This is a genomic window from Streptomyces sp. NBC_01750 (assembly GCF_035918095.1).
Lineage (GTDB): Bacteria > Actinomycetota > Actinomycetes > Streptomycetales > Streptomycetaceae > Streptomyces.
This window is the reverse complement of sequence record NZ_CP109137.1, coordinates 6,016,877-6,038,645: the sequence shown is the minus strand read 5'-3', so window position 1 is coordinate 6,038,645 and position 21,769 is coordinate 6,016,877. Positions and strand designations below refer to the sequence as shown.

The window sequence follows — 21,769 nt, the reverse complement described above, 5'->3', positions numbered from 1 at the left end:
CCGTATCCCGGGCGCCCGCCCGCCGGGGACCTTCGCGGGCGGTGCGGTCGTCCGGCTCACGCTGCCCGAGTACACACCGGTCCGTGAACGACAGGGAAGCCCACCGCCCAGCCGCACGCGGAGTGACGCGTCACCAACATCGGCTGCGCGCCCGGCACCGGTAGCGAACTGACGCTCCGTCGACTCTCCCGCCCACTCTTCGTCGACGCCCTATGACATAAAGGGACATAAGGCTTGCGTCTTGCTACGTTGCGTGGCATGACCGCAACGACGGCGGACGCTCCCCCGCCCGATCTACGCCTCCCCAAGCGGCGGGGTGTCGAGCTCTCGCTCCTCGTCTGCGCCGTCCTCATCTCCGTCTACGGCTATGTCGAGGTCGGCCTGGCAAAGGGCGGCGCCGTACCGCCGGACGCCGCGCGCTACGGAGCGGGCCTCGGTGTGCTGGCCCTCCTCGCCCATCTCGCCGTCCGCTACCGCGCCCCGTACGCCGACCCGCTGTTCCTGCCCATCGCGGTTCTCCTCAACGGCCTCGGCCTGGCGCTCATCTACCGTCTCGACCTGGAGACCCCGAACAACGCGGCCGCGCCGACCCAGCTGATCTGGTCCACGCTCGGCGTCGCCCTCTTCATCGGCGTCGTGATCTTCCTGCGTGACCACCGGATTCTGCAGCGGTACGCGTATCTCTCGGTCGTCGCGGCCCTGGTGCTGATGCTCCTACCGATCCTCTTTCCCGCCGTGAACGGCGCCAAGATCTGGATCCGGATCGGCGGACTGTCCTTCCAGCCGGGCGAGTTCGCCAAGATCCTGCTCGCCGTCTTCTTCGCCGCGTATCTCGCCGCCAACCACAACGCCCTTGCGTACACCGGCCGCAGAATCTGGAAGCTCCAGCTGCCCACCGGCCGTGTGCTCGGCCCCATCGTCGCGATCTGGCTGCTCAGCGTCGGCGTTCTGGTGCTCGAGCGGGACCTCGGCACCTCGCTGCTCTTCTTCGGGCTTTTCGTGATCATGCTGTACGTGGCGACGGGCCGCACCGGCTGGATCGCCGTCGGGCTGCTGCTCGCCGCGGCCGGCGCGGTCGCCGTCAGCTCCCTGGAACCGCATGTCCACAGCCGGGTCGAGGACTGGCTCAACCCCTTCGCCACCATCGACGCCGGTGAGGGCCCCGGCCAGCTCGCCCAGTCACTCTTCGCCTTCGCCGCCGGCGGGACACTCGGCGCCGGAATGGGACTCGGCCACTCCATCCTCATCGGCTTCGCCGCCAAGTCCGACTTCATCCTCGCCACGGCGGGCGAAGAGCTCGGCCTGGCCGGCCTGACCGCGGTCTTCCTGCTGTACGCGCTGATGGTGGCCCGCGGCTACCGCGCCGGACTGTCGCTGCGCGACCTCTTCGGACGGCTGCTCGCCATCGGCCTCGCCTCGATCCTCGCGCTCCAGGTCTTCGTCATCGCGGGCGGCGTGATGGGTCTGATCCCACTCACCGGGATGGCGATGCCCTTCCTCGCGCAGGGCGGTTCGTCCGTGGTCACCAACTGGGTCATCGTGGCGCTGCTCATCCGGGTCAGCGACTCGGCCCGCGCGCCGCAGCCCGAGCCGGTCGAACCGGGGATCGTCGCACCGGTCCTGGAGGGCGAGCGGTGATCCGCTACATCCGGCGGGCCGCCGTCCTGTGTCTGCTGCTCCTGGCCGCGTTGCTGGTCAACGCGGCTCGTGTGCAGGTCTTCGAGGCCAGATCGCTCAACAACAATCCGGCCAATCGCCGCCTCATCATCGACCGTTACGACGAGCCGCGTGGCGACATCCTGGCCGGCGGCGGAGCGGTCACCAGCTCGAACGACACCGGCGAGCAGCTGCGCTACGAACGCTCCTACACGCAAGGGCCGTTGTACGCACCCGTCACCGGTTACGCCTCGCAGACCTACGGCACCACGCTCCTCGAGAACGCCGAGGACTCCATCCTCTCCGGTGCGTCCCTGCTGCTCACCCGGATCCCGTACTGGAACAACCTCAGCCGCACGCAGCAGCCAGGCGGCAATGTCGTCACCACCATCAAGCCCTCGATGCAGCAGGCCGCGTTCAGCGGCCTCAACAACAGAAGGGGCGCGGTCGCGGCGATCGAGCCGTCGACCGGCAAGATCCTGGCGCTGGTCAGCAGCCCTTCGTACGACCCCGGTCTGCTCTCGGGAACCGGGAAGCAGGTCGCCGACGCCTGGAGCAGGCTGAACGGTTCGAGCGTCCAGCCGATGCTGAACCGGGCCATCCGGCAGACCTATCCGCCAGGGTCCGCCTTCAAGATTGTCACGGCCGCGGCCGCGCTGGAGGCCGGCGTGGTCACCGACGTCGAGGCGCCGACGGGCACTCCCGATCCGTACGTTCTGCCCGGCACCTCGACCACGCTCCCCAATGAGGCGACGGGCTGCGGCAACGCCTCTCTCGCGTACGCCATCCAGTGGTCGTGCAACACCGTGATGGCGCATCTCGGGGTGCGGATCGGAATGCAGGGAATGCTGGACACGGTGGAGAGGTTCGGCTTCAACGACCCCGGGCTGAGGATTCCTTCGGGCGTGGTGCCGTCCAATTTCGACACCCGGATGACCGTCGACCAGCTGGCGCTCTCCTCGATCGGGCAGTTCGACACCTCGGCAACGCCGCTTCAGATGGCGATGGTCTCGGCCGCGGTCGCCAATGGCGGCGACATCAGACACCCCTATCTGGTGGACCGGGTGACCACATCGGGCGGCGACACCGTCTCCCGGCACAGCCGGAAGTCGTACCACCGGGCGATGACCCCCTCGACGGCCCAGCAGCTCAAGCAGCTGATGATCGATGTCGTCGAGGAGGGCACCGGCGCGAAGGCCGCGATCGACGGGGCGCAGGTCGGCGGCAAGACCGGTACGGCACAGCACGGCATGGGCAACGCCGGTACGCCGTACGCCTGGTTCATCTCCTGGGCGCAGGCGGACCACGCGGCCCGGCCGGCGGTCGCGGTCGCGGTGGTCGTCGAGGAGGCCTCCGCGGAGCGCGGCGAGATCAGCGGCGGTGGCAGCGCGGCGCCGATCGCGCGGGCGGTGATGGAGGCGGCGCTGCGACACTGATCGTATGACGGTGGTGGAAGCTCTGGAGCGGATCGGGCGTCTCGACCCTGAACTGTGCGCCTTCATCGAGGTGTGGTCCGAGCAGGCGCTCGCCCGCGAGCCGGGCCCGGGACTCCCGCTGACCGGACGGCCGTTCGCCGTCAAGGGACGGTCCGGCATCCATTCGTACACGGCCCGGCGGCTGATCGCGGCGGGCGCGGTGGCGGTCGGTTCGACGGCGGTGCCGGTCCCCGGCACGCACTGGCAGACCTGGGGTCTGGGTGCCCACGGCCGTACGGTCAACCCGTGGCGTGCGGACCGTACACCGGGCGGTTCCTCGGCCGGCTCGGCGGTGGCGGTCGCCGCGGGGATGGTGGGGCTCGCCACCGGCAGCGACGGGGCCGGGTCGGTGCGGATCCCGGCGGCGTGGTGCGGAGTGTTCGGGCTGAAGACCACTAACGGACTGCTGCCGTCCCCGGACCGGACGGGTCTGGCCTCGGCGGGCGTGCTGACCCGCTCGGCGGCGGACGCGCGGGCCTTTCTGCGCTGTGTGCTGGACGGGTACGAGGACGTACGGGTGGAGTTGCCGGTACGGGCGCGCTGGTCCGCGGACCTGGGCTTCGCGCGAACGGACCCGGAGGTGGAGTCGGTGGCGCGGGCGGCGGCAAAACGACTGGCGGCGGCCGGAACCGTACGTCTGGACGAGCGGCCGTTCGCTCTCCTCGACCCGCGGCAGGCCTGGGAGGCGGTGCGACGCGGGGAGCCTTCGGCGGGGGCGGCGGTGCGCGGCGAGAACGACCGCCGGCTCGATGCGCTCTTCTCGGACACGGAGCTGCTGCTCACTCCGGCGACCCCGGGCCGCCCGCATGGTCACGACGGCCCCGGCGAGCTCTACTCCACGGCACTGACCTGGGCATTCAATCTCAGTGGCCATCCGGCGGCCAGCATCCCGGCCGGCTTCACAAGCGACGGCTGCCCGGTCGGCCTGCAACTGGTGACGGCGCGTGGCACGGACATCTCACTCCTCGAAATGGCGGTGGCGGCGGAGCGGGGCGCACATACCGTGTGGCCATGACCTTCGAACTCGCCCAGGTGAACATAGCCCGACTGAAATTCCCGCTGGATTCGACGGAGTTGAAGGATTTCACCGACGGCCTCGACCCGGTGAACGCGGTCGCCGACGCGGCGGACGGCTTCATCTGGCGGCTGAAGAGCGACACCGGCAATGCCACGGACGTGCCGGTGTTCGGGGACGACTGGCTGATCGTGAACATGTCGGTGTGGCGGGACACCGACGCGCTGACGGCGTTCATGTACCAGGGACAGCACCGGGAGCTGCTGAGCCGCCGCTACGAGTGGTTCGAGCGGGTCCAGGAAGCGATGACGACACTGTGGTGGGTGGAGGCGGGCCACCGCCCAACAGTTCAGGAGGCGGAGAAGCGCCTGGTCCACCTCCGCGAACAGGGGCCGACGCCACACGCGTTCACGCTGCGGACGTCGTTCCCGCCGGGAGCGGAGTGATCAGCCGGCCTCAGGCCCCGCGCCCCCGGGAGTGGTGCCCCTGAGTCGCCGGCGGTTGACGGCGGTGAGGACGGGCGTCGACGGGGAACGGGAGGTCCGGCTTCAGCTGCCTGTGGTGGACGCCGGCCACTGGCTCTCCGGCGCTGACCATCTGCACCGCGCCGCGTGCAGGGGCCGCTGCTGCTGGTCCGGGCCCGGCGGCCGCAGCCGCCGATGCCCGGCAGGGAAAGGTCCGGCGAGCTGCTGGAGGCGTACTCGAAGGGCCTCGCCGACCAGGAGCTGACGCGGCTCGCGGACGAGCACCCCACGGCGACGGCGGAGGACATCGACGCCACGCCGCCACGCTGCCCGAGGAGCCGGCGGCGGCGGCCGTGCGGTGCGCCGGTTCCTGGGCCGGTGGTCTACGAGCCCTGCGCGCCGTCCGCGATCGCCTCCTCGACCTCCGACACCCGTGCCTGCTCCTCCGCCGCGAAACGCTCGCGGTCGAGCTGCTCGGCGATCTCCTCGTCCTGGGACATCAGGAGGTCGAGGTTGGCGTCGCCCATCTCGAAGACGCCCATGTCCAGATAGGCCTTCTGCAAGCGCTCGCCCCACAGCCCGATGTCCTTGACGCACGGCACGATCCGGCTGAACAGCAGCTTCCTGAAAAGCTGCAGGTATTCGGACTGCTCGGACAGTTCGGCCGCCTCCTGCTTGGGGATGCCGAAGTTCTCCAGGACCTCCACTCCGCTCAGCCGGTCGCGCATCAGATAGCAGCCCTCGATGACGAACTCCTCGCGCTCGCGCAGCTCCGCGTCGCTGAGCTGTTTGTAGTAGTCGCGCAGCGCCATCCGCCCGAAGGCCACATGACGGGCCTCGTCCTGCATGACGTACGCGAGGATCTGCTTGGGCAGCGGCTTGTCCGTGGTGTCGCGCAGCAGGCCGAACGCCGCGAGCGCGAGGCCCTCGATGAGGACCTGCATGCCCAGGTACGGCATGTCCCAGCGGGAGTCACGCAGGGTGTCGCCGAGCAGGCCCTGGAGGTTGTCGTTGATCGGGTAGAGCATCCCGATCTTCTCGTGCAGGAAACGGCTGTAGATCTCGGCGTGCCGTGCTTCGTCCATGGTCTGGGTGGCGGAGTAGAACTTCGCGTCCAGATCCGGGACCGACTCCACGATCCGCGCCGCGCACACCATCGCGCCCTGCTCGCCGTGCAGGAACTGGCTGAACTGCCAGGAGGTGTAGTGCAGCCGCAGTTCGCCCTTGTCCTTCTCGGTGAGCTTCGGCCAGTGGCGGGAGCCGTAGAGGCTGAGTGCCTCGTCGGGGGTGCCCAGCGGATCGTACGGATCGACCTCCAGGTCCCAGTCGATACGCTTGGCGCCGTCCCACTGCTTGTCCTTGCCCTTCTGGTACAGGGCGAGGAGGCGGTCGCGGCCGTCCTCGTACTCCCAGCTGAAGCGGGCCGCGCCTGAGGCCGGGACCTGCCAGAGGGAGTGTTCCGGGGCGTGCGTATAGCGATCGTGCGTCGACACTGACGGCTCCTTCGCCTCATATCCCGTAGAACTTAAGGACACTTGGCAGGCTCACACGTTGGTAGACGAGGAGTCAACAAGTCGTACGCAAGGGATTGACGACCTTACTGACATGGAGTCTTATAAGGCGTGCCCCCGGATCGCGGCCCGTCCCGGGGGCGCCCCGGACCCGATGCGACTCGTGAGGTGCCCTCCGCAATGACGACCGTGACCCCACGCGATGTGCAACTGCTCCGTGACGCACTCGGCCCGCTCCGGGACCGCGAACAGGTCGCCCAGCGGCTCCTCGAGTCCTCCGCCAAGCACTCCTTCGACCCCGACAAGGAGCTCGACTGGGAGTCTCCCGTCGAGGAGGGCAAGTGGTTCTGGCCACCGGAGCTGCTCTCCCTCTACGACACCCCGCTCTGGCACAGGATGTCCGAGGAACAGCGGCTGGATCTGGCCAGGCACGAGGCCGCGTCGCTCGCGTCGCTCGGAATCTGGTTCGAGATCATCCTGATGCAGCTGCTGGTGCGCCACATCTACGACAAGTCCGTGACCAGCAGCCATGTGCGGTACGCGCTCACCGAGATCGCGGACGAGTGCCGGCACTCGATGATGTTCGCCAGGATGATCGAGAAGGGCGGGGCGCCGGCCTATCCGGTGCCGCGGATGTACCACAATCTGGCGCGCGTGCTGAAGACCGTCTCGACCACTCCCGGTTCGTTCGCCGCGACGCTGCTCGGCGAGGAGATCCTCGACTGGATGCAGCGGCTGACCTTCCCGGACGAGCGCGTGCAGACGCTGGTGCGCGGCGTCACCCGTATCCATGTGGTGGAGGAGGCCCGGCATGTGCGGTACGCCCGCGAGGAGTTGCGGCGTCAGATGGTGACCGCACCACGCTGGGAGCAGGAGCTCACCCGGATCACCAGCGGAGAGGCGGCGCGTGTCTTCTCCGTCTGCTTCGTCAATCCGCAGGTGTACACGAACATCGGCCTGGACCGGCGCGAGGCGGTCGCCCAGGTGAAGGCGAGCGGACACCGGCGCGAGGTGATGCAGTCGGGCGCGAAGCGTCTCACGGACTTCCTGGACGACATCGGAGTACTGCGAGGACCAGGCCGAAGGCTGTGGAAGGCGTCCGGCCTGCTGGCGTGATCCTCGTCGTCGGCCCGTACGGTGGCGAACAGTGCGGTTACGCTGCGGAGCATGACCAGTCCCGCTCCAGCGACCCGTGCGTACCGAAGGCTCAGCGTCGAGGAGCGCCGTAAGCAGCTGCTCGCCGCCGCGCTCACGCTCTTCGCGCACCGGCCGCCGGACGAGATCTCGCTCGACGACGTGGCGGAGGCGGCCGGTGTGTCCCGGCCCCTCGTCTACCGCTACTTCCCCGGCGGCAAGCAGCAGTTGTACGAGACTGCACTCCGGTCCGCCGCGAACCAGCTGGAGCAGTGCTTCGCCGAGCCGTCCGCCGGGCCGCCGACCGAACGGCTCGCCCGGGTGCTCGACCGCTATCTCGTCTTCGTCGACGAGCACGACGCCGGCTTCAGCGCACTGCTGCGCGGCGGCAGCGTCGCCGAGACGTCCCGTACGACCGCGATCGTCGACGAGGTGCGGCGGGCCGCGGCCGAGCATGTCCTGGTCCATCTCGGGGTGGCCAGTCCCGGACTGCGACTGCGACTGATGGTGCGCACCTGGATCGCGGCGGTCGAGGCGGCGTCGCTGATCTGGCTGGACGAGGGGAAGCAGCCGTCGGCCGGGGAGCTGCGTGACTGGCTGGTCGACCATCTCATCGCGCTGCTGGCGGCGACCGCCGCGACGGACGCGGAGACGACCGAGGCGGTCAGGGAACTGCTGGCGCTGGAGACCCCGTCCGGGTCGGTGGGCAGGCTGGCGCGGCGGGTGGGCCCGGTCGTGGACGACGTGGCGCGCCTGCTGTAGCGGCGGCCGTCTCACACCGGTCCTCAGTCCCCCGGAAGCCCTTCGGGCGTGTCCGCGATCGCCGGACGGATCCGAAGGAGTCCGCCTCCGCTCACAGGTCGTTGCCCAGACCCGGGCCCACCGGTACGTCCACCCAGCCCGTGTCCGCCGTCGTCGCGAATGCCGTCGGGGCCAGCGGCTCCGCGTCCACCAGCAGCGGCCCCACCAGATCCGCCGGGACCGTGGCATGCGGAAGCGCGGCGGCCAGATGGGCGGCGGCCAGTGAGGCGACGCCCAGTTCCGGCATGGAGCCGATCTTCACGGCGAGGCCCGCGGACTCGGCGAGCGCGGCGATCTGCCGTGCTCGGTGGAGCCCGCCCACTTTGAGAATCTTGATGTTGAGGACATCGGCGGCGCCACTGCGCACGATCGCCAGGGCGTCGTGGAGCGACTGCATGCTCTCGTCGGCCATCACGCGCACACCGCCACAGCCGCGCAGCGCGGCCATTCCGGCCAGGTCCCATCGGGGCAGCGGCTGTTCGACCAGGTCGAGACCCGCGTCGGCCAGCCGGGCCACCGTCCTGCCCGCGGTGCCGGGGTCGTAGCCCTCGTTGGCGTCCAGGGAGAGCTCGACGGAGTCCGGGACGGCCCCTCGTACGGAACGGACCAGCCGCTCGTCGAGGTCCGGGTCCTCGCCGCCCTTGACCTTGATGTGGGTGAAACCCTTCGCCGCGTATCCGGTCGCCTCCGCCACCATCTCCTCGACCGTGCCGAGACCCACCACCCAGGTGGTGGGGACGCGCGAGCGGGCGCAGCCGCCGAGCAGCAGGTGCACGGGCCAGCCCGCCGCCCGCGCCGCCACGTCGTGCAGCGCGATGTCGAGCGCTGCCTTGGCGAGGTGCTGGCCGCGGATGGCGGTGTCCATGGCGGCGTGCGCTCCCGCCAGGTCGCGGGGGTCGCGGCCGATGAGCGCGGGCGCGGCGTGCTCGGTGAGGGCCGCCTCGAGTCCGGCGAGGGTCTCGCCGGTGTAGGCGGTCATCGGGGAGGCCTCGCCGAAGCCGTGGTCGCCGTCGGTGGTACGCACTTCGACCACCAGGCTGATGAGTTCGGGGCTGGTTCCGCTGCTGATGACGAACGGGCGACGGTAAGGGGCCCTGACAACACGGGTGTTGATCGAGGCGATCTTCAAGCGCGGCTCCTTCGGCTTACGGCCCGGACCGTAAGGCCAGGCTCAGAGGCGTACGCGGTAGACGATCGGGGGGCGGCCGGTCCGGCCCTGCATGCGGTCGGCCGTGGGGACGGCCAGGCCCGCGCGTTCCAGACGCTTGAGTATGCGGCGGGCCGTACGCTGCTGGACGCAGAGGTGCTCGGCCACGCGGTACGCGGTGATGCCCGTCTCCGGTTCCTGGGCGGCCAGTTCACGCAGCCTGTCCAGTGTCTTCGGGTGCAGTCCGACGCGGCGGGCGAGCGTCACCGTGCTCTCCGGGCCCGCCGGCGGTCCGGGCGGCGCGTCCGGGGACCGTTCGCCGTCGATCACGATGTCGACGTCGTCGGTCATCGAGACGACTCCGGCCACGGCGCCCGCCGAACGGGCCCGTTTGACCGCGCGCCTGGCCAGCGACTCGGCCTCCGCGGCGGTACGGCCGAGACCGAAGCCCACATGCGCGGTGGCGTGCCGGGCCGCCAGGTCGTCGAGGAACGGCAGCCGGGTGAACTGCCCGCTCACCGTCTCCAGCACTCCGCGCGTGGTGACGACCAGGCGCTGACCGTCGGGCAGATCGGCCAGGCTGCCGCCCAGCACCCGGAGGTCCGCCGCCAGCTCCTGGTCGGCCGCCGGCAGATCGATGATGCCGAGAGCGACCTGCGCGTCTCCGCTGTGCTGTGCCGCGGTGGCGAGCGTCAGGGCCTGCAGGGTGGAGCGGATGGAGTGCCGGGACGGCGCCAGCCGTACGGCGTGCATCTCGTGGTCGAGCAGCTGGAAGGCCGAGCCGAGGCAGGTGATGGCGACCCGGGTCTCCTTCTCGTCGCGCGCGGCGAGATGGAAGTCGGCCAGCTCCCGCGAGGTCAGTCCCGGCCGGTACGGCAGTACATGCACATGCTCGGTGGGGAGCTTGGCCTCGGTGAGCGTCTCCATGACCTCGCTGCGGCGCAGGGTGTCGATGGAGATACGGGAGACGTCATGGCCGAGGCGGAGCAGTTCGACGAGCGCGCGCAGCAGGGTCGCTCCGTTGTACGGCACGTACATCGCGGGCAGGTCCACCAGGCCCGCGGCCGTGGCGAGCGTATGCGGTACGACGCCGGTGAAGAGGAGGGCGTCGACCTCTGTCCGTGCTTTGGCGACGACCTCGGGGGTCTCGTCCTCGTGCCGGTACGGAAGGGCCACCAGCCGGACCGCTCCGGCCGGGTCGCCGACCGCGACCACCTTGTGCACGAGGTCCTCGGGGCCGATCACTCCGACCGTGAGAGCCATCGGCCGGTCTCCGTTCTTCTGGAGTGGTTCCAGGGGTTCTTGACGCCCGCCGACGGCCGTCCTAATTTCGGCCCAGGCCATAAATGCAGGCTTGCCGAGAGGATAGTGCCCCGATGCCCGAACGGGAAATGCACCTGCCAACAGTTCTCGACCCGCGCGGCCGCACCTTCGGCGAGGAGGAGCGGGCCGCGGTCCTGCGCGTACTGGACTCGGCGGTGCTGTGCAGCGCCTTCGGCAGTGAAGCACGTTCTCTGGAAGCCGAGATGGCGCAGCTGTACTCCCGCGCCGATGCGGTGGCTTCCAGCTCGGGGACGGCGGCCCTGCATCTGGCCGTCGCGGCGGCGGGGGTCGGCCCGGGGGACGAGGTGATCACCACGCCGCTCTCGGACTTCGGGACGGTCGCGCCCGTGATGGCGCAGCAGGCGGGCGTGGTGTTCGCCGACGTACGCCCCGAGGACGGCAATCTCGACCCGGAGGCCGTCGAGGCCGCCATCACCCCACGTACCAAGGCCGTCATCGCCGTGCATCTCTTCGGCGGCGCCGCGGACATCGACGCGCTGCGCGCGATCTGCGACCGGCACCGACTCGTACTCATCGAGGACTGCGCCCAGGCCTGGCTCGGGGAGGACTCGGCGGGCCGGCTGCTGGGCACCCGTGGGGACATCGCCTGCTTCAGCCTTCAGCAGTACAAACACATCACCGCCGGCGACGGCGGTCTCTCCGTCACCGACGACCCCGCCCTCGCCCGCCGTATGAGGCTGTTCATGGACAAGGGCTGGGACCGCACGGAGGGCCGGATCCACCGCGAGGCGGGCCTCAACTACCGGATGACCGAGCTGACCGCCGCGGTGGCCAGGGTCCAGCTCACCCGCGTCGCCGAGGTCGTCCGGCTGCGCCGGGAGCGGGCCGAACGGTTGGCTGCCGCGATCGCCGGACTCGAGGGCGTCCGGATGGCCGGGCGGCGCGCGGGGCACGCCTGGTGGGTGGTACCGCTCCTGGTCGACGACAACTCCCGCTGGGCGAAGAGCCTCCAGGCCGTGGGCGTACCGGCGCTGCCCGGCTATCTGGAGCGGCCGCTGTACGCCAATCCGGCGCTGCCGGGGTATCCGCCGGGCCTGTGTCCCCGTGCGGAGCGGCTGATCGACCGTACGCTGCTGGTGCTGCAGTGGAACGAGGCGTACACCGAGGGCGATGTGGACCGGATCGCCCGGGCTCTGGGCGAGGCGGGATCACGATGAGCGCGTATGACTGGCTGAACGCGTACGAGTGGCTGCATCCGACGCCGGCGGAGCATGTCGGCTGGGACGTGGATGTGCTGTACGGGTCATGGCCGCGGCACCACATCGATGTCGGGTTCGCGGAGGTCCGGGCCCGTCTTGCCCGCTCCCCCGTCGCGGGCGCGCTGGCGCTGTCCACGCGGGGACCGCTGTTCGACGACGAAGCCGGCAACGCCGAGACACTGCGCGATCTCGCGGACTGCCCGGAGCTGCTGCCGGTCGGCACGGTCGACGTACGGGACGCGATGACCGCGGAGGCACGGCTGGACGAGCTGACCGCCGCCGGCGTGCGATTCCTGCGGCTGTTCACCGTCGAGCAGGTGGCCGAGCCCGGCTTCCCCGGCTACCGGCGGGTGGTCTCGCTCGCCCTGGACCGCGGCATGGTGCTCCTGCACGACGGCGACCCGCGCCGCTTCGGACCGCCGCTCGCCGGCCGTGGGGCCGATGTGATCTTCCTCGATCTGCACGCCTATCTGCTGGCCGACTTCCTGCTGCTGGCCCAGGAGGAACCCGGCTTCCGGGCCACCACCCGGATGCTGTCCGGGCCCGACTCCATCGAGCGGGTGGTGGACTCGGTGGGCCCGCGCCATCTGGTCTTCGGCTCCCGCACGCCCTTCATGGACATCTCGCCGCAGACACTGCGGCTGCGGTACGCGGACATCTCGGACGACGACCGCGCCGCGATCGCCACCAAGAACGTCGAGGAGCTGCTGGTCTGATGCCGATCATCGATGTGCACGCGCATGTGGGCCGCTGGCAGTTCCATCTGACCACCGGGGACGGGGACACCAATCTCCGCCAGATGGACCGGTACGGCATCGATCTGCAGCTCGTGTCGGCCGCCGAGGCGGTGGTGTACGACGCGGTGGCCGGCAATGCGGCACTGCGCGAGGTGCTGGCGCAGCAGCCGCGGCTGTACGGATACGCGGTGGTGAACCCCAACCGGCCCGAGCAGAGCGCGGCGGATCTGCGGCGCTGCCTGGACACCGGGAGGTTCGTCGGAGCGAAGATCCACACCCACTATCCGGGACGGCTGCCGGGGTCACGGGAGATGGCGGAGGCCTTCGACGTGGTCGCCGAGGCCGGTGTGCCGCTGCTGCTGCACACCTGGGGCCGTGAAGTCACGCTGCTTCCCGAGCTGCTGGCGTCCCGTCCCGGGCTGCGCGTGATCATGGGCCATGCGGGCGGCGACGCCTGGCGCGAGGCCGCGCATGCCGCGGCCTCGTGCGACAGGCTCTACCTGGAGCACTGCCGTACGGCGACGGACGCGGGCCGGGTGGCGTACGCGCGCGAGGCCGGGGTGCCGGTGGAGCGGCTGCTGTTCGGGACGGACGCGACGCTGATCGACCCGTGTGTGTCGCTCGGCGTCGTCCGCGACGCGGGGTTCACCCAGGCGGAGCTGGACCGGGTGCTGTGGCGCAACGCGGCGGAGCTCTTCGGGCTGGGGGCCGTTCCGTCCCCTACCCGCCCCTCGCCCTGACGGGGACTGCGCCTGTGGAACCCCGTACCCGCTTCCGGCCTGCCCTCATTCGCCGGGCGGGCCGGCCTGCTCCTTCGCGAGCGCCTCGAGGCACGAGACGACCGCCTGCCGCTCGGCGCCGGGCAGCTCGGGCCCGTACGGATCGTGCGCCGCCTCCTCCGGGATCAGCCCCTCCCACACCGCCGCCCACAGCATCCGCTGCACATAGCCCTCGATGGGCGCCAGGAAGGTCGCTTCCGCGAACCGGTCCAGCCGGGCCGACGCAGTGACGAAACCGGCATGGTCACCCGCCCGCCAGCTGTCCAGGACCGCCGTCGTCAGGGGCACCCGCGCCGCCGCGATGCCCACCAGGGCGGAGTCCGCGCCCCACATCAGCGACGGGCCGAACATCCGGTCCTCGCCCGTGATCACCAGCTTGCCGCTCCCGCTCGCCGCGCGGATCGCATCCTGGCAGGCCATCGCCCGGTCCAGCGTGGCAAGTTTGACCCCGGCGGCGGACGGCAGCGCGAGCAGCCGGCGGATCAGCTCGGGCGGGTAGGGGTAGCCGCCCGCCTCACCGTGCAGAAAGAACCCGAGCACCGGCAGCCCGCTCTCCTCGGCCACCCGCTCGTGCAGCCGTACCGCCTCCGACTGTCCCCCGGGGCGCTCGGCGAACTGCGCCAGCGGATAGACCATGACCGCGTCCGCGCCGAGCGCGGCGGCGTCCACCGCCATCGCGACGGTGGCGTCCCAGGCCTCCCGCAAGGTGCGGGGGCGGACCGGTCGTGACACCCCCACGCCTGCCACGATCGGCCCTTCGACCACCTCCCGCCAGATGCGCAGCACCTGATGACGGTCGGTCCGGGAGAGATGAAGACCGCGCCCGGTGTGCGCCCAGACGGCGACGCCGCCGATCCGTTCGGCCGCGATCCGCTCCGCGTAACCGCGCAGCGCGTCCAGGTCCACGACTCCCCGGGGGTCCATGGGGGTGGCCACAGCGGGCAGTACGGTGCCGCGCAGCCGGCGTACCAGGTCCTCCGTCGCAGACATGGGCGATCTTTCCCGTCTGTTGCGGTCGTTGGCGACACGCTAGCCTTTACGGCCCGGACCGTAAAGGAAGGGCAAGCGAGAATGCCACAGCGCACCATGCGTCTCGGCCTCTACGTCAATCTCTACGCGGACAAGGCCGACCGGCCCCGGCTCGCCGACGCGGTGGAGCAGGTGAAGCTCGCCGAACAGGCCGGGTTCGACTGGGTGGTGCTGGGCGAACGCCATCTGCACCGGCCCGGCTACCACGAGGCCGTCACCTCCCTGGCCTATCTCGCCGCACACACCGAGCGCATCGGGCTTGCCACGGCCGGGCTGATCGCGCCGGTCTACCAGCCGGTGTGGCTCGCCGAGACCCTCGCGCACATCGATGTGCTCTCCGGCGGGCGGCTCACCGCCGGTTTCGTACTCGGCTACCGGCCCGAGGAGTTCACGCTGTACGGCACCCAGCCGCGCGAGCGTGTGTCCCGCTTCGAGGAGTGCCTGGAGCTGGTCACCCGGCTCTGGACCGAGGACGAGGTGACCCACCACGGCCGCTGGACCTCGGTGGACCGGGCCTTCCTCGCACCCCGTCCGGTGCAGTCCCCGCGGCCCCGGATCTGGAACGGCGGACGGGTCCCGGCGGCGCTGGAGCGTACGGCCCGGATGTGCGACGGCTGGACCACCTCGTTCAACGAGCTCGACTCCGAACTCCCTGACAAGATCGACGAGTACCGCTCGTACCCACGCGGCGCGGCCAGTCTGGGTGCCGAGGTCATCATCTGCCGCGAGGGCTACGCCGCCACCACCTCGAAGCAGGCGCGAGCCGCCCTGGAGGGCCCGCTGCGCGGTCTGTACGACGCCTACGGCGACTGGAAGCGCACCTCCGCCGACGCCGCGCGCTACGCCCAGCAGTGGGACGACATCGAGGCGCGCTCCGTGATCGGCTCGGTGGACGAGTGCGTGCAGCGGCTCGGACAGTACGGCGAGATGGGCGCCGACGGGGTCGTCCTGCGGATCCAGCCGCCGGGCATGCCGCAGTCGGACGCGCTGCGGGCGATCGAGGCGTTCGGGACCGAGGTGCTGCCGGGCCTCAACGGCTGAACGGCCGTCGGCCGAACGGGTGCCAGGAAGAACGGCCGTCGGCCGAACGGGTGCCAGGAAGAACGGCCGTCGGCCGAACGGGTACTGCCCGAAGGTCTGTCACCGGCAGCGTCTCGCCGCCCAAGTCAGCTCTTGAGACCGGTGGTGGCGATCGAGTCGGTCAGATAGCGCTGCAGCAGCCCGAAGACAAGCAGGCAGGGGACCACGGTGATGGTGGCCCCGGCCATGATCTGGTTGATGGCCGTGTTCTCGCCCTCCAGCGTGGCGAGGCCGACGGTGAGCGTACGCATCTGCTCGGACTGCCCGATCACCAGGGGCCAGAGGAAGTCGTTCCAGTGCCACAGGAAGACGAACACCCCGAGAGTCGCCAGGATCGGCCGGATGAGCGGAATGACGATGGTGGTGTAGATCCGCCACTCCGACGCCCCGTCGATCTTCGCCGCCTCGAAGAGCTCGTCGGGCAACTGATACATGAACTGCCGCATCAGGAACACCGCCTGGGAGTTGGCGAGGGTCGGCACGATCAGCCCCCAGTACGTGTCGACGCCGCCCATCTTCGACACCAGGATGTAGTACGGGATGAGGGTGGCCTGAAACGGCACCATCAGCGTCGCGAGGAAAGCCCAGAACAGGATCTCGCGCCCGGGGAACCGCTTCTTGGCGAAGGCGTAGCCGGCCATCGACGAGAACAGCAGGATCAGCACGACCGAAACCAGCGAATAGACGAGGGAGTTGAGCGCCCAGCGGCCGATGTCCGCACCGTTGAGGACATCGGTGAAGTTCTGCCAGGTGGCGCGGGTGATGTCGAAGGCCCCGGGGAGGGCCTGACCGCCCGGCGGGGCGAAGGCGACCAGCACCATCACCAGGAACGGCGTGACGGTCACGAACGCGACCAGGATCAGCAGCACGGGCAGTCTGAGCCGCGCCATCAGTCCGCCTCCCTTCCGATGAGCCGGCGCTGAATGAGCGAGAAGATCAGGACGACGAGGAAAAGCATCAGGCCGACCGCGCTGGCGTAGCCGAAGTCGAAGTACTTGAAGCCCGAGTCGTACAGGAAGTAGACGAGCGAATAGCTGGCCCGGATCGGTCCGCCCGCGGTCATGACATACATCGCGTCGAAGACCTGGAAAGCCTGGATCGCCTCAATGACGAGCACAAAGAAAAGCACCGGCCGCAGCAGTGGCAGCGTCACCCAGCGGAAGCGCTGCCAGGCGGTGGTGCCGTCGATGGTCGCCGCCTCGGTGATCTCGCGGGGGATGGACTGGAGCCCGGCGAGAAGGATCAGCATGGTGTAGCCGAAGCCCTTCCAGGCGGACGTAGCGGCGATGGAGGGCAGGACGAGGGACTCGTCGCCGAGGAAGTCGACAGGGCCGAGAGAGAGGGCGCCGAGTGTCGCGTTGAGGAGCCCGTCGTCGACCTGGTAGATCCACTTCCAGATGACGGCGGCCAGCACGATGCTGGTGACGTACGGCAGGAAGAAGAGGCCGCGGAAGAAGCCGCGCAGCCAGAGGGTGCGGTGCAGCAGCACGGCCGTGCCGAGAGCGAGCAGCACGGTCATCGGGACATAGACCGCGGTGTAGACGGCGGTGACGCCCAGGCTCTCCCAGAACACGTCGTCCGCGAACAGACGGGTGTAGTTCTCGGCCCCGATGAACCGCCATTCGCCGCTGAGCCGGTAGTCGGTGAGCGAGAGGAACGCCGCACCGATGGTGGGGCCGAAGCGGAAGACGATGAACAGCACGAGCATCGGGGCCACGAACGCGAGGCCCACGAGGGCCTCGCGTCGTCGCGCGGGGGTGCCGGGCCGGCCCTGGTGAGGGCCCGCCTCGCGAACGGCCTGCTTGCCGGTGACCTGCTCACGGACGGTGACCACCCGCGCGGTGGCCACCTCGCGCGCGACCGGTTCACCTGTGGCCGCCTCGCGCGAGGCCGTATCGCGTGTGATCTCCTCGCTCAACGCTGCCGCGCCAGCAGGTCGTCGGCCGCCTTGGCCGCCGAGTCGAGCGCTTCCTTGGGGCTCTTCTTCCCTGCCAGGGCCGCCTGGATCTCCGGCGCGAGCAGACCCATCAGCTGGCGCGCGGCCGGGTTGGGCTCACCGGGACTGACGTTCGCCAGCGCCGCCTGGTACTGCTTCGCGTACGGCGAGGCGTTCGGCACGGTGACGTCCGTCCGCGGCGAGAAGTATCCGCTGGCGCTGCCCAGGGACTTGACCTGCGCCGGCTGAGTCATGAAGGCGAGGAACTTCTCCGCGCCGGCAGTGTTCCTGGACTTGGCGTTGACGCTGAGCGCACCGGGGATGCCGAACGCGACCTCCTTCGCGGGTCCCCTGAGCGGCGCTCCCACCACGACGTTCTCCGGGCCCCAGGTCTTCGAGGCCAGTTCGGCGTCGGCGAGGACGACGGAGAAGCCCATGGCAGCCTGCTGCTTGCCGAGTGCCTGGTCGGCGAGGAGGTTGGTGTTCGTCATCGACGACTTGGGGACCGAGCCCGCCTTGTAGAGGTCGGTGAGGAAGGTGAGCGCCTCGACACCCTGAGGACTGTTGAAGGCGACCTTCTTGCCGTCCTCGGCGAAGACACTGCCGCCCGCCTGCCACAGCAGCGGATAGAAGTTGAGGTTCAGCGAGGCCTCGTTGCTGGCGGAGTAGTCGAGGAGGGCGACGCCGTTCTTCTTGAGCTTGGGGGCGGCGGCCCTGATCTCGTCCCAGGTCCCGGGCGGTGCGGTGACACCGGCTGCGGCCAGCAACTTCTTGTTGTAGATCGTGGTCGTGATGGTCTGGTAGATGGGCGCGCCGTAGATCTTGCCCTTCTGTTTCATCGCGTCCAGCGTGGCGGGCAGGAATTTGCCGACGCTGTCCTTGAGCGCCCCGTCCACCGGGCTGATGGCGCCGCTGGCGGAGAACTGCGGAATCTGGTCCGGCGTCAGCAGGACGACGTCCGGCCCCTTGCCGCCGCCGAACGCAGTGGCGATCTTCTGGTCGCGGTTCTCCCACGGCTGCTGCTCGACGGTGAGCGAGGTGCCCGGCGCCGCCTTCTCGAAGTCCGCCTCGATCTGCGCCCAGTAGGCGGAGTTGGCCTTGGGATCGGCGATCACCGGGTACATCCAGACGGTGACTTTCTTCGATCCCGAATCGCTGTCACCGCCACAGCCTGCGAGCAGGGCGGCGAGCGTGAACAGAGCGAGAGGTGCGGCGGCGCGCTTGAAGCCTGTCTTCATGGGGGCCTCCGGAAGGCCTGAGAAGGGAGCCAGAGCCCGGCTAGTTTCGGCCTGGGCCGAAAGGTACGGGGTGGGATATGGCATGTCAATGCCTCAGCCAGGTGGTTCGCTGCGAAAGTGCCGCCCGGACCCCGCCGACCCGTCGGCGGACGGCTTCCTCAGCAGGCCTTCCTCCGGAAGGCGGCGCGCCCGGTGCGGACGGCATGCGGGGCCTGCGTGACACTGGCTCACGTGAGAAGCGAGAACACACCCTTCGTGGGCGGGCCGCTGGACGGGCGCGTGCTGCCGGTCCTGGTCGGGATGACGGGCCATCCGCCGAAGTGGTACAAGATCCCCGTGCCCAACGAGGACGGCAGCCCGCCGACGGTGTACGCATACCGGCGCGTCCCGGCCGGCTACACCAAACGGCTGAGGCTGCAGCGCGGCTGGAAGTACGAGTACGCCCCCGACGGCGTGGAACGCCGCGCGCTGAGGTGGCCCTGGTCGAAGCCGAACGGCGCGCCATAAGATCACGAGGACCGTGTCGCCAGGGGGGATGCTCTCGATGGAGCCGCTGCAGCAGGACGATCCGCGCCAGATCGGCCCGTTCACCACGCTGGCGCGCCACCGCGATTCGGCGGTCTGTGTCCGCTACCTCGCGCACGGGCCGGACGGCGTCACGGCGGTCGTCTCGGTGGCCAGGCCGGAGCTTGCAGCGCTGACGGCGTTCCGGCGCCGCTTCCGGTCGGAGACGCGAAGGACACAGCGGCTGGCCGGTGGCTGGGTGGCGCCGATCGCATCCAGCACGGACGGTGCTGACGGTACGGAAGGCACCGAAGGTACTGACGTCGCGGACGGTGAGCCGCTGTGGACGGCGAGCCCGTACGTCCCTGCGCTGACGCTGCGTGAGGCCATCGCGCTGGCCGGTCCACTGCCGGAACGGGCGGTACGGATACTGGGCGCGGCCCTCGCGGAGACCCTGTCGCGCGTGCACGCGACCGGGGCGGTGCTGCACGGGCTGGCGCCCGACACGGTGCTGCTCGCGGCGGACGGACCGCGGCTCACCGCGTTGGGGGCGCTGGGCGCGGCGGCCGTCGCCGAGGCGCATCCGGACGGGCAACTGACCGTGAAGCTCGGCTATCTGACCCCGGAGCAGGCGACGGGCGCGAAGCCCGGACCGGCGTCGGACATTTTCGTCCTCGGCCTGCTGCTGGCATACGCGTCGACGGGTACGACCCCGCTGGCGGACGCGGACCGTATCGCGCACGGAGAGCCGGAACTGGGCGGAGTGCCGGATGAGTTGCGCCCCCTGGTGGCCCGCTGCCTGTCGAAGTCCCCGGAGGACCGCCCCTCGGCGGGCACGGTGGCGGCGGACCTGGCCCTGGAGGGCGCGGCGGCGCTGGCACGGGAGGGCTGGCTGCCTCCGGGCCTGGTGGCGGCGGTGGAGGAGCAGGCGGCGCAGGTGATGGCGCTCGGGCGGGGCGATGCGTGGAATCCCGGCTCCGGCCCCGTCCCCGGTCCTGACGCCGGTCCTGACGCCGGCCAGTCGGAGGCGGACCTCCGAAGGGCGGGCGCGGAGCCCGTGGATGCGGTGGCCTCACTGCACGCGGGTGCCGCCGGGGCGGGACCGGGCTCCGTGCGGGACGCGGACACGCTGCTCGTGGGCAGCGCTCGCAACGCCCCCGGGGACGGCGGGCCCGGGGAAGGGGCTCGCGTCGACCGGGTCACGGCCGCGCTCGCCGTACCCGCGGCGCGGAGCGCGTCGACCGGCACCGCACCCGCAGTCGCGCGGCCGCCCGTCGCTCCTTCGACCGCAGCGCCTTTCCCCACCGCGCCCCTTCCCACCCCACACCTCCCCGCAGTACCTCTTCCCGCGGCGCGCCTCCCCGCCGCGCCCGCGCCCGATCGGCGGGCGCTGCTCACCGGCATCGCCGGCGCGGCTGCCGGCCTCGTGGTCGGCGGCGGGCTGGTGTACGCCATCGCCGCCGGGGACGCGGACAAGGGCCCCGCCCGAGCCGCCCCCGCACCGCGCCGCACCCGGGTGGCCGGGCTGCCGCCGGAGCCGGTGTGGCGTTACGAGCATCCGGCGACCGCCGCCGCGCTGCTCGCCACCGTCTGGCAGGACCGGGTGCTGGTCCTCACCGGCGAGGAGTCCACCGGGGTCGATCTCCGTACCGGACGGCGGCTCTGGCAACGCAAGGAGGCCGCGTCGGCCTCCCGCGCCGTACCCGTCGACGACGCGCTCTGCTTCGTCGACACCCCCGACGCGTTCCTGTGGATCGCGGCACAGGACGGACAGGTCAAGCACCGGATCGCCAAGGCCACGTCGGCCGGTCCCGGCGAGGTCCTGACTCTCACCGGCAGGACCGGCCTGGACGGGACCACGCTCTGGATGACCGGCCAGGTCAAGAAGGGCGCCGCGCTGCAGTCCTACCTGCTCGCGTACGACCTCACTGCCCGCAAGTGGCTGTGGCGCACCCGGATCCCGGGCGCCCCTGCCCCACACGCACCGCAGTACCAGCTGATCGCCGTGCGCCCCGCCGAGATCGTCGTACGGCAGTACTCGTCCACGCTGACCCCCGCTCAGCGGAAGGCCGCCAACGGCGCATCCGTACTGCTCGCCTTCGACCGGAAGACCGGCAAACAGCTCAAGTCGCTGCGGCTCGCCGGCATCCATCCGGCCGCCGCCCTGGTGGGCGATGAGTCGGGCAGGCTGTTCGCCCCGGTGGCCGACCGGCTGAATGCGCACACCATCAGTGGCGGAGCACTGCTGTGGCGGCTGGCCCCGGCCGATACGGCTCCCGGCGAGAGCGGAGTCTTCGTGTTCGGCGGCGCGATCGTCCGCAGCCCCATGCTGTATGTCGCCAACCGTCACCAGCAGGTGTCCGCCGTCGACACCGCGAACGGCCGCCTGTTGTGGCGGCGCTCCACCGACGCGCCGGTGTCGGACGAGATTCCGGGGACGGGCTTCAGCACGAGCGGCCGGACGGTACTCGCGTACGACAGCGGCCAGCTCACCGCGTTCGCCGCACGCGACGGAAAGCGGCTGTGGAAGTTCCAGGAGACGGGCGCGCAGGACAGCGGAACCGGCGCACCCCGCTACGAGCCCCTCGCCGGCGGCGGCCGGAATCTCGTCGTCCGGCGGGACCGTACGTTTTACGCCCTGCCGGTGGACTGACACGCCGGTGTATCCACGAACTCCGCCACGACGAGTGACCGTATTGCGCTGAATCGACCACTCGTGG

At 70.5% G+C, this 21,769-nt stretch carries 19 protein-coding genes; 12 read left to right on the top strand and 7 right to left on the bottom strand.

Annotation, left to right across the window (positions count from 1 at the left end; all coding sequences use genetic code 11):
* Nucleotides 1-258 precede the first annotated feature (258 nt).
* Genes OG966_RS27555 through OG966_RS27540 form a run of 4 tightly spaced genes read left to right on the top strand, consistent with a single transcriptional unit; the run spans nucleotide 259 to nucleotide 4,592 of the window.
* Nucleotides 259-1,638: an FtsW/RodA/SpoVE family cell cycle protein gene (locus OG966_RS27555; protein ID WP_326652567.1), complete on the top strand. Its 1,380-nt coding sequence runs from the start codon at nucleotides 259-261 to the stop codon at nucleotides 1,636-1,638.
* Complete coding sequence (locus OG966_RS27550; RefSeq protein WP_326652566.1) at nucleotides 1,635-3,092, top strand: penicillin-binding transpeptidase domain-containing protein; 1,458 nt, start codon at nucleotides 1,635-1,637, stop codon at nucleotides 3,090-3,092. Before OG966_RS27555 ends, OG966_RS27550 begins: the two co-directional genes overlap by 4 nt.
* 4 nt (nucleotides 3,093-3,096) lie before the next feature.
* Complete coding sequence (locus tag OG966_RS27545; protein WP_326652565.1) at nucleotides 3,097-4,146, top strand: amidase; 1,050 nt, start codon at nucleotides 3,097-3,099, stop codon at nucleotides 4,144-4,146.
* Complete coding sequence (locus tag OG966_RS27540; RefSeq protein ID WP_326652564.1) at nucleotides 4,143-4,592, top strand: DUF3291 domain-containing protein; 450 nt, start codon at nucleotides 4,143-4,145, stop codon at nucleotides 4,590-4,592. Before OG966_RS27545 ends, OG966_RS27540 begins: the two co-directional genes overlap by 4 nt.
* 401 nt (nucleotides 4,593-4,993) lie before the next feature.
* On the opposite strand, the gene OG966_RS27535 is transcribed toward OG966_RS27540, so the two are convergent.
* A complete protein-coding gene (locus OG966_RS27535) occupies nucleotides 4,994-6,103 on the bottom strand; it encodes a ferritin-like domain-containing protein (RefSeq protein ID WP_326652563.1) in 1,110 nt (369 codons plus the stop codon).
* A gap of 198 nt (nucleotides 6,104-6,301) precedes the next feature.
* On the opposite strand from OG966_RS27535, the gene OG966_RS27530 reads away from it, so the two are divergent.
* Together OG966_RS27530 and OG966_RS27525 are read left to right on the top strand one after the other, a co-directional pair.
* On the top strand, nucleotides 6,302-7,237 hold the full coding sequence (locus OG966_RS27530; protein WP_326652562.1) for an AurF N-oxygenase family protein: 936 nt from the start codon (nucleotides 6,302-6,304) through the stop codon (nucleotides 7,235-7,237).
* Nucleotides 7,238-7,288: 51 nt separating this feature from the next.
* Nucleotides 7,289-8,017: a TetR/AcrR family transcriptional regulator gene (locus OG966_RS27525; RefSeq protein WP_326652561.1), complete on the top strand. Its 729-nt coding sequence runs from the start codon at nucleotides 7,289-7,291 to the stop codon at nucleotides 8,015-8,017.
* Nucleotides 8,018-8,108: 91 nt separating this feature from the next.
* Here the strand turns inward: OG966_RS27525 and OG966_RS27520 are convergent, their stop codons facing one another.
* Nucleotides 8,109-9,185, bottom strand: a complete 1,077-nt coding sequence (locus tag OG966_RS27520; RefSeq protein WP_326652559.1) for a mandelate racemase/muconate lactonizing enzyme family protein — start codon at nucleotides 9,183-9,185, stop codon at nucleotides 8,109-8,111.
* A gap of 42 nt (nucleotides 9,186-9,227) precedes the next feature.
* On the bottom strand, nucleotides 9,228-10,466 hold the full coding sequence (locus OG966_RS27515; protein ID WP_326652558.1) for a hypothetical protein: 1,239 nt from the start codon (nucleotides 10,464-10,466) through the stop codon (nucleotides 9,228-9,230).
* 113 nt (nucleotides 10,467-10,579) lie between these two features.
* Here OG966_RS27515 and OG966_RS27510 point away from each other — a divergent pair, with 113 nt between their 5' ends.
* Genes OG966_RS27510 through OG966_RS27500 form a run of 3 tightly spaced genes read left to right on the top strand, consistent with a single transcriptional unit; the run spans nucleotide 10,580 to nucleotide 13,223 of the window.
* Entirely contained in the window at nucleotides 10,580-11,704 is a 1,125-nt protein-coding gene (locus OG966_RS27510; protein ID WP_326652557.1) for a DegT/DnrJ/EryC1/StrS family aminotransferase, read from the top strand.
* Nucleotides 11,701-12,462, top strand: coding sequence for a hypothetical protein (locus tag OG966_RS27505; protein WP_326652556.1), 762 nt, complete (start codon nucleotides 11,701-11,703; stop codon nucleotides 12,460-12,462). Before OG966_RS27510 ends, OG966_RS27505 begins: the two co-directional genes overlap by 4 nt.
* The gene (locus tag OG966_RS27500; protein ID WP_326652555.1) at nucleotides 12,462-13,223 is read left to right on the top strand and encodes an amidohydrolase family protein; all 762 of its coding nucleotides are present in this window, start codon (nucleotides 12,462-12,464) and stop codon (nucleotides 13,221-13,223) included. Before OG966_RS27505 ends, OG966_RS27500 begins: the two co-directional genes overlap by 1 nt.
* A gap of 45 nt (nucleotides 13,224-13,268) precedes the next feature.
* Here the strand turns inward: OG966_RS27500 and OG966_RS27495 are convergent, their stop codons facing one another.
* Entirely contained in the window at nucleotides 13,269-14,252 is a 984-nt protein-coding gene (locus OG966_RS27495) for a dihydrodipicolinate synthase family protein (RefSeq protein WP_326652554.1), read from the bottom strand.
* 81 nt (nucleotides 14,253-14,333) lie between these two features.
* Here OG966_RS27495 and OG966_RS27490 point away from each other — a divergent pair, with 81 nt between their 5' ends.
* A complete protein-coding gene (locus tag OG966_RS27490) occupies nucleotides 14,334-15,332 on the top strand; it encodes an LLM class flavin-dependent oxidoreductase (RefSeq protein ID WP_326652553.1) in 999 nt (332 codons plus the stop codon).
* A 125-nt stretch (nucleotides 15,333-15,457) separates the two neighbouring features.
* Here OG966_RS27490 and OG966_RS27485 read toward each other — a convergent pair whose 3' ends face one another.
* The 3 genes from OG966_RS27485 to OG966_RS27475 are packed head-to-tail and all read right to left on the bottom strand — an operon-like array spanning nucleotide 15,458 to nucleotide 18,545.
* Nucleotides 15,458-16,261 carry a carbohydrate ABC transporter permease gene (locus OG966_RS27485; protein WP_326652552.1) on the bottom strand — a complete coding sequence of 268 codons (804 nt, stop codon included), beginning with the start codon at nucleotides 16,259-16,261 and terminating at the stop codon, nucleotides 15,458-15,460.
* Nucleotides 16,261-17,289 (bottom strand): carbohydrate ABC transporter permease, encoded by a 1,029-nt coding sequence (locus OG966_RS27480; RefSeq protein WP_326652551.1) that lies wholly within the window; start codon nucleotides 17,287-17,289, stop codon nucleotides 16,261-16,263. Before OG966_RS27480 ends, OG966_RS27485 begins: the two co-directional genes overlap by 1 nt.
* Entirely contained in the window at nucleotides 17,286-18,545 is a 1,260-nt protein-coding gene (locus tag OG966_RS27475; RefSeq protein ID WP_326652550.1) for an ABC transporter substrate-binding protein, read from the bottom strand. The genes OG966_RS27480 and OG966_RS27475 overlap by 4 nt, the downstream gene beginning before the upstream one ends.
* Nucleotides 18,546-18,776: 231 nt before the next feature.
* Between OG966_RS27475 and OG966_RS27470 the strand changes: the two genes are divergently transcribed.
* Nucleotides 18,777-19,052 carry a hypothetical protein gene (locus OG966_RS27470; protein WP_326652549.1) on the top strand — a complete coding sequence of 92 codons (276 nt, stop codon included), beginning with the start codon at nucleotides 18,777-18,779 and terminating at the stop codon, nucleotides 19,050-19,052.
* A 37-nt stretch (nucleotides 19,053-19,089) separates the two neighbouring features.
* On the top strand, nucleotides 19,090-21,702 hold the full coding sequence (locus OG966_RS27465) for an outer membrane protein assembly factor BamB family protein (protein WP_326652548.1): 2,613 nt from the start codon (nucleotides 19,090-19,092) through the stop codon (nucleotides 21,700-21,702).
* Nucleotides 21,703-21,769 lie beyond the last annotated feature (67 nt).

Coding starts and splice junctions, on each gene's coding strand:
- OG966_RS27540 (WP_326652564.1), top strand. CDS start 4,143: ATGACCTTCGAACTCGCCCAGGTGAACATAGCCCGACTGAAATTCCCG.
- OG966_RS27485 (WP_326652552.1), bottom strand. CDS start 16,261: ATGGCGCGGCTCAGACTGCCCGTGCTGCTGATCCTGGTCGCGTTCGTG.
- OG966_RS27505 (WP_326652556.1), top strand. CDS start 11,701: ATGAGCGCGTATGACTGGCTGAACGCGTACGAGTGGCTGCATCCGACG.
- OG966_RS27465 (WP_326652548.1), top strand. CDS start 19,090: ATGGAGCCGCTGCAGCAGGACGATCCGCGCCAGATCGGCCCGTTCACC.
- OG966_RS27515 (WP_326652558.1), bottom strand. CDS start 10,466: ATGGCTCTCACGGTCGGAGTGATCGGCCCCGAGGACCTCGTGCACAAG.
- OG966_RS27510 (WP_326652557.1), top strand. CDS start 10,580: ATGCCCGAACGGGAAATGCACCTGCCAACAGTTCTCGACCCGCGCGGC.
- OG966_RS27490 (WP_326652553.1), top strand. CDS start 14,334: ATGCCACAGCGCACCATGCGTCTCGGCCTCTACGTCAATCTCTACGCG.
- OG966_RS27530 (WP_326652562.1), top strand. CDS start 6,302: ATGACGACCGTGACCCCACGCGATGTGCAACTGCTCCGTGACGCACTC.
- OG966_RS27500 (WP_326652555.1), top strand. CDS start 12,462: ATGCCGATCATCGATGTGCACGCGCATGTGGGCCGCTGGCAGTTCCAT.
- OG966_RS27555 (WP_326652567.1), top strand. CDS start 259: ATGACCGCAACGACGGCGGACGCTCCCCCGCCCGATCTACGCCTCCCC.
- OG966_RS27495 (WP_326652554.1), bottom strand. CDS start 14,252: ATGTCTGCGACGGAGGACCTGGTACGCCGGCTGCGCGGCACCGTACTG.
- OG966_RS27525 (WP_326652561.1), top strand. CDS start 7,289: ATGACCAGTCCCGCTCCAGCGACCCGTGCGTACCGAAGGCTCAGCGTC.
- OG966_RS27475 (WP_326652550.1), bottom strand. CDS start 18,545: ATGAAGACAGGCTTCAAGCGCGCCGCCGCACCTCTCGCTCTGTTCACG.
- OG966_RS27545 (WP_326652565.1), top strand. CDS start 3,097: ATGACGGTGGTGGAAGCTCTGGAGCGGATCGGGCGTCTCGACCCTGAA.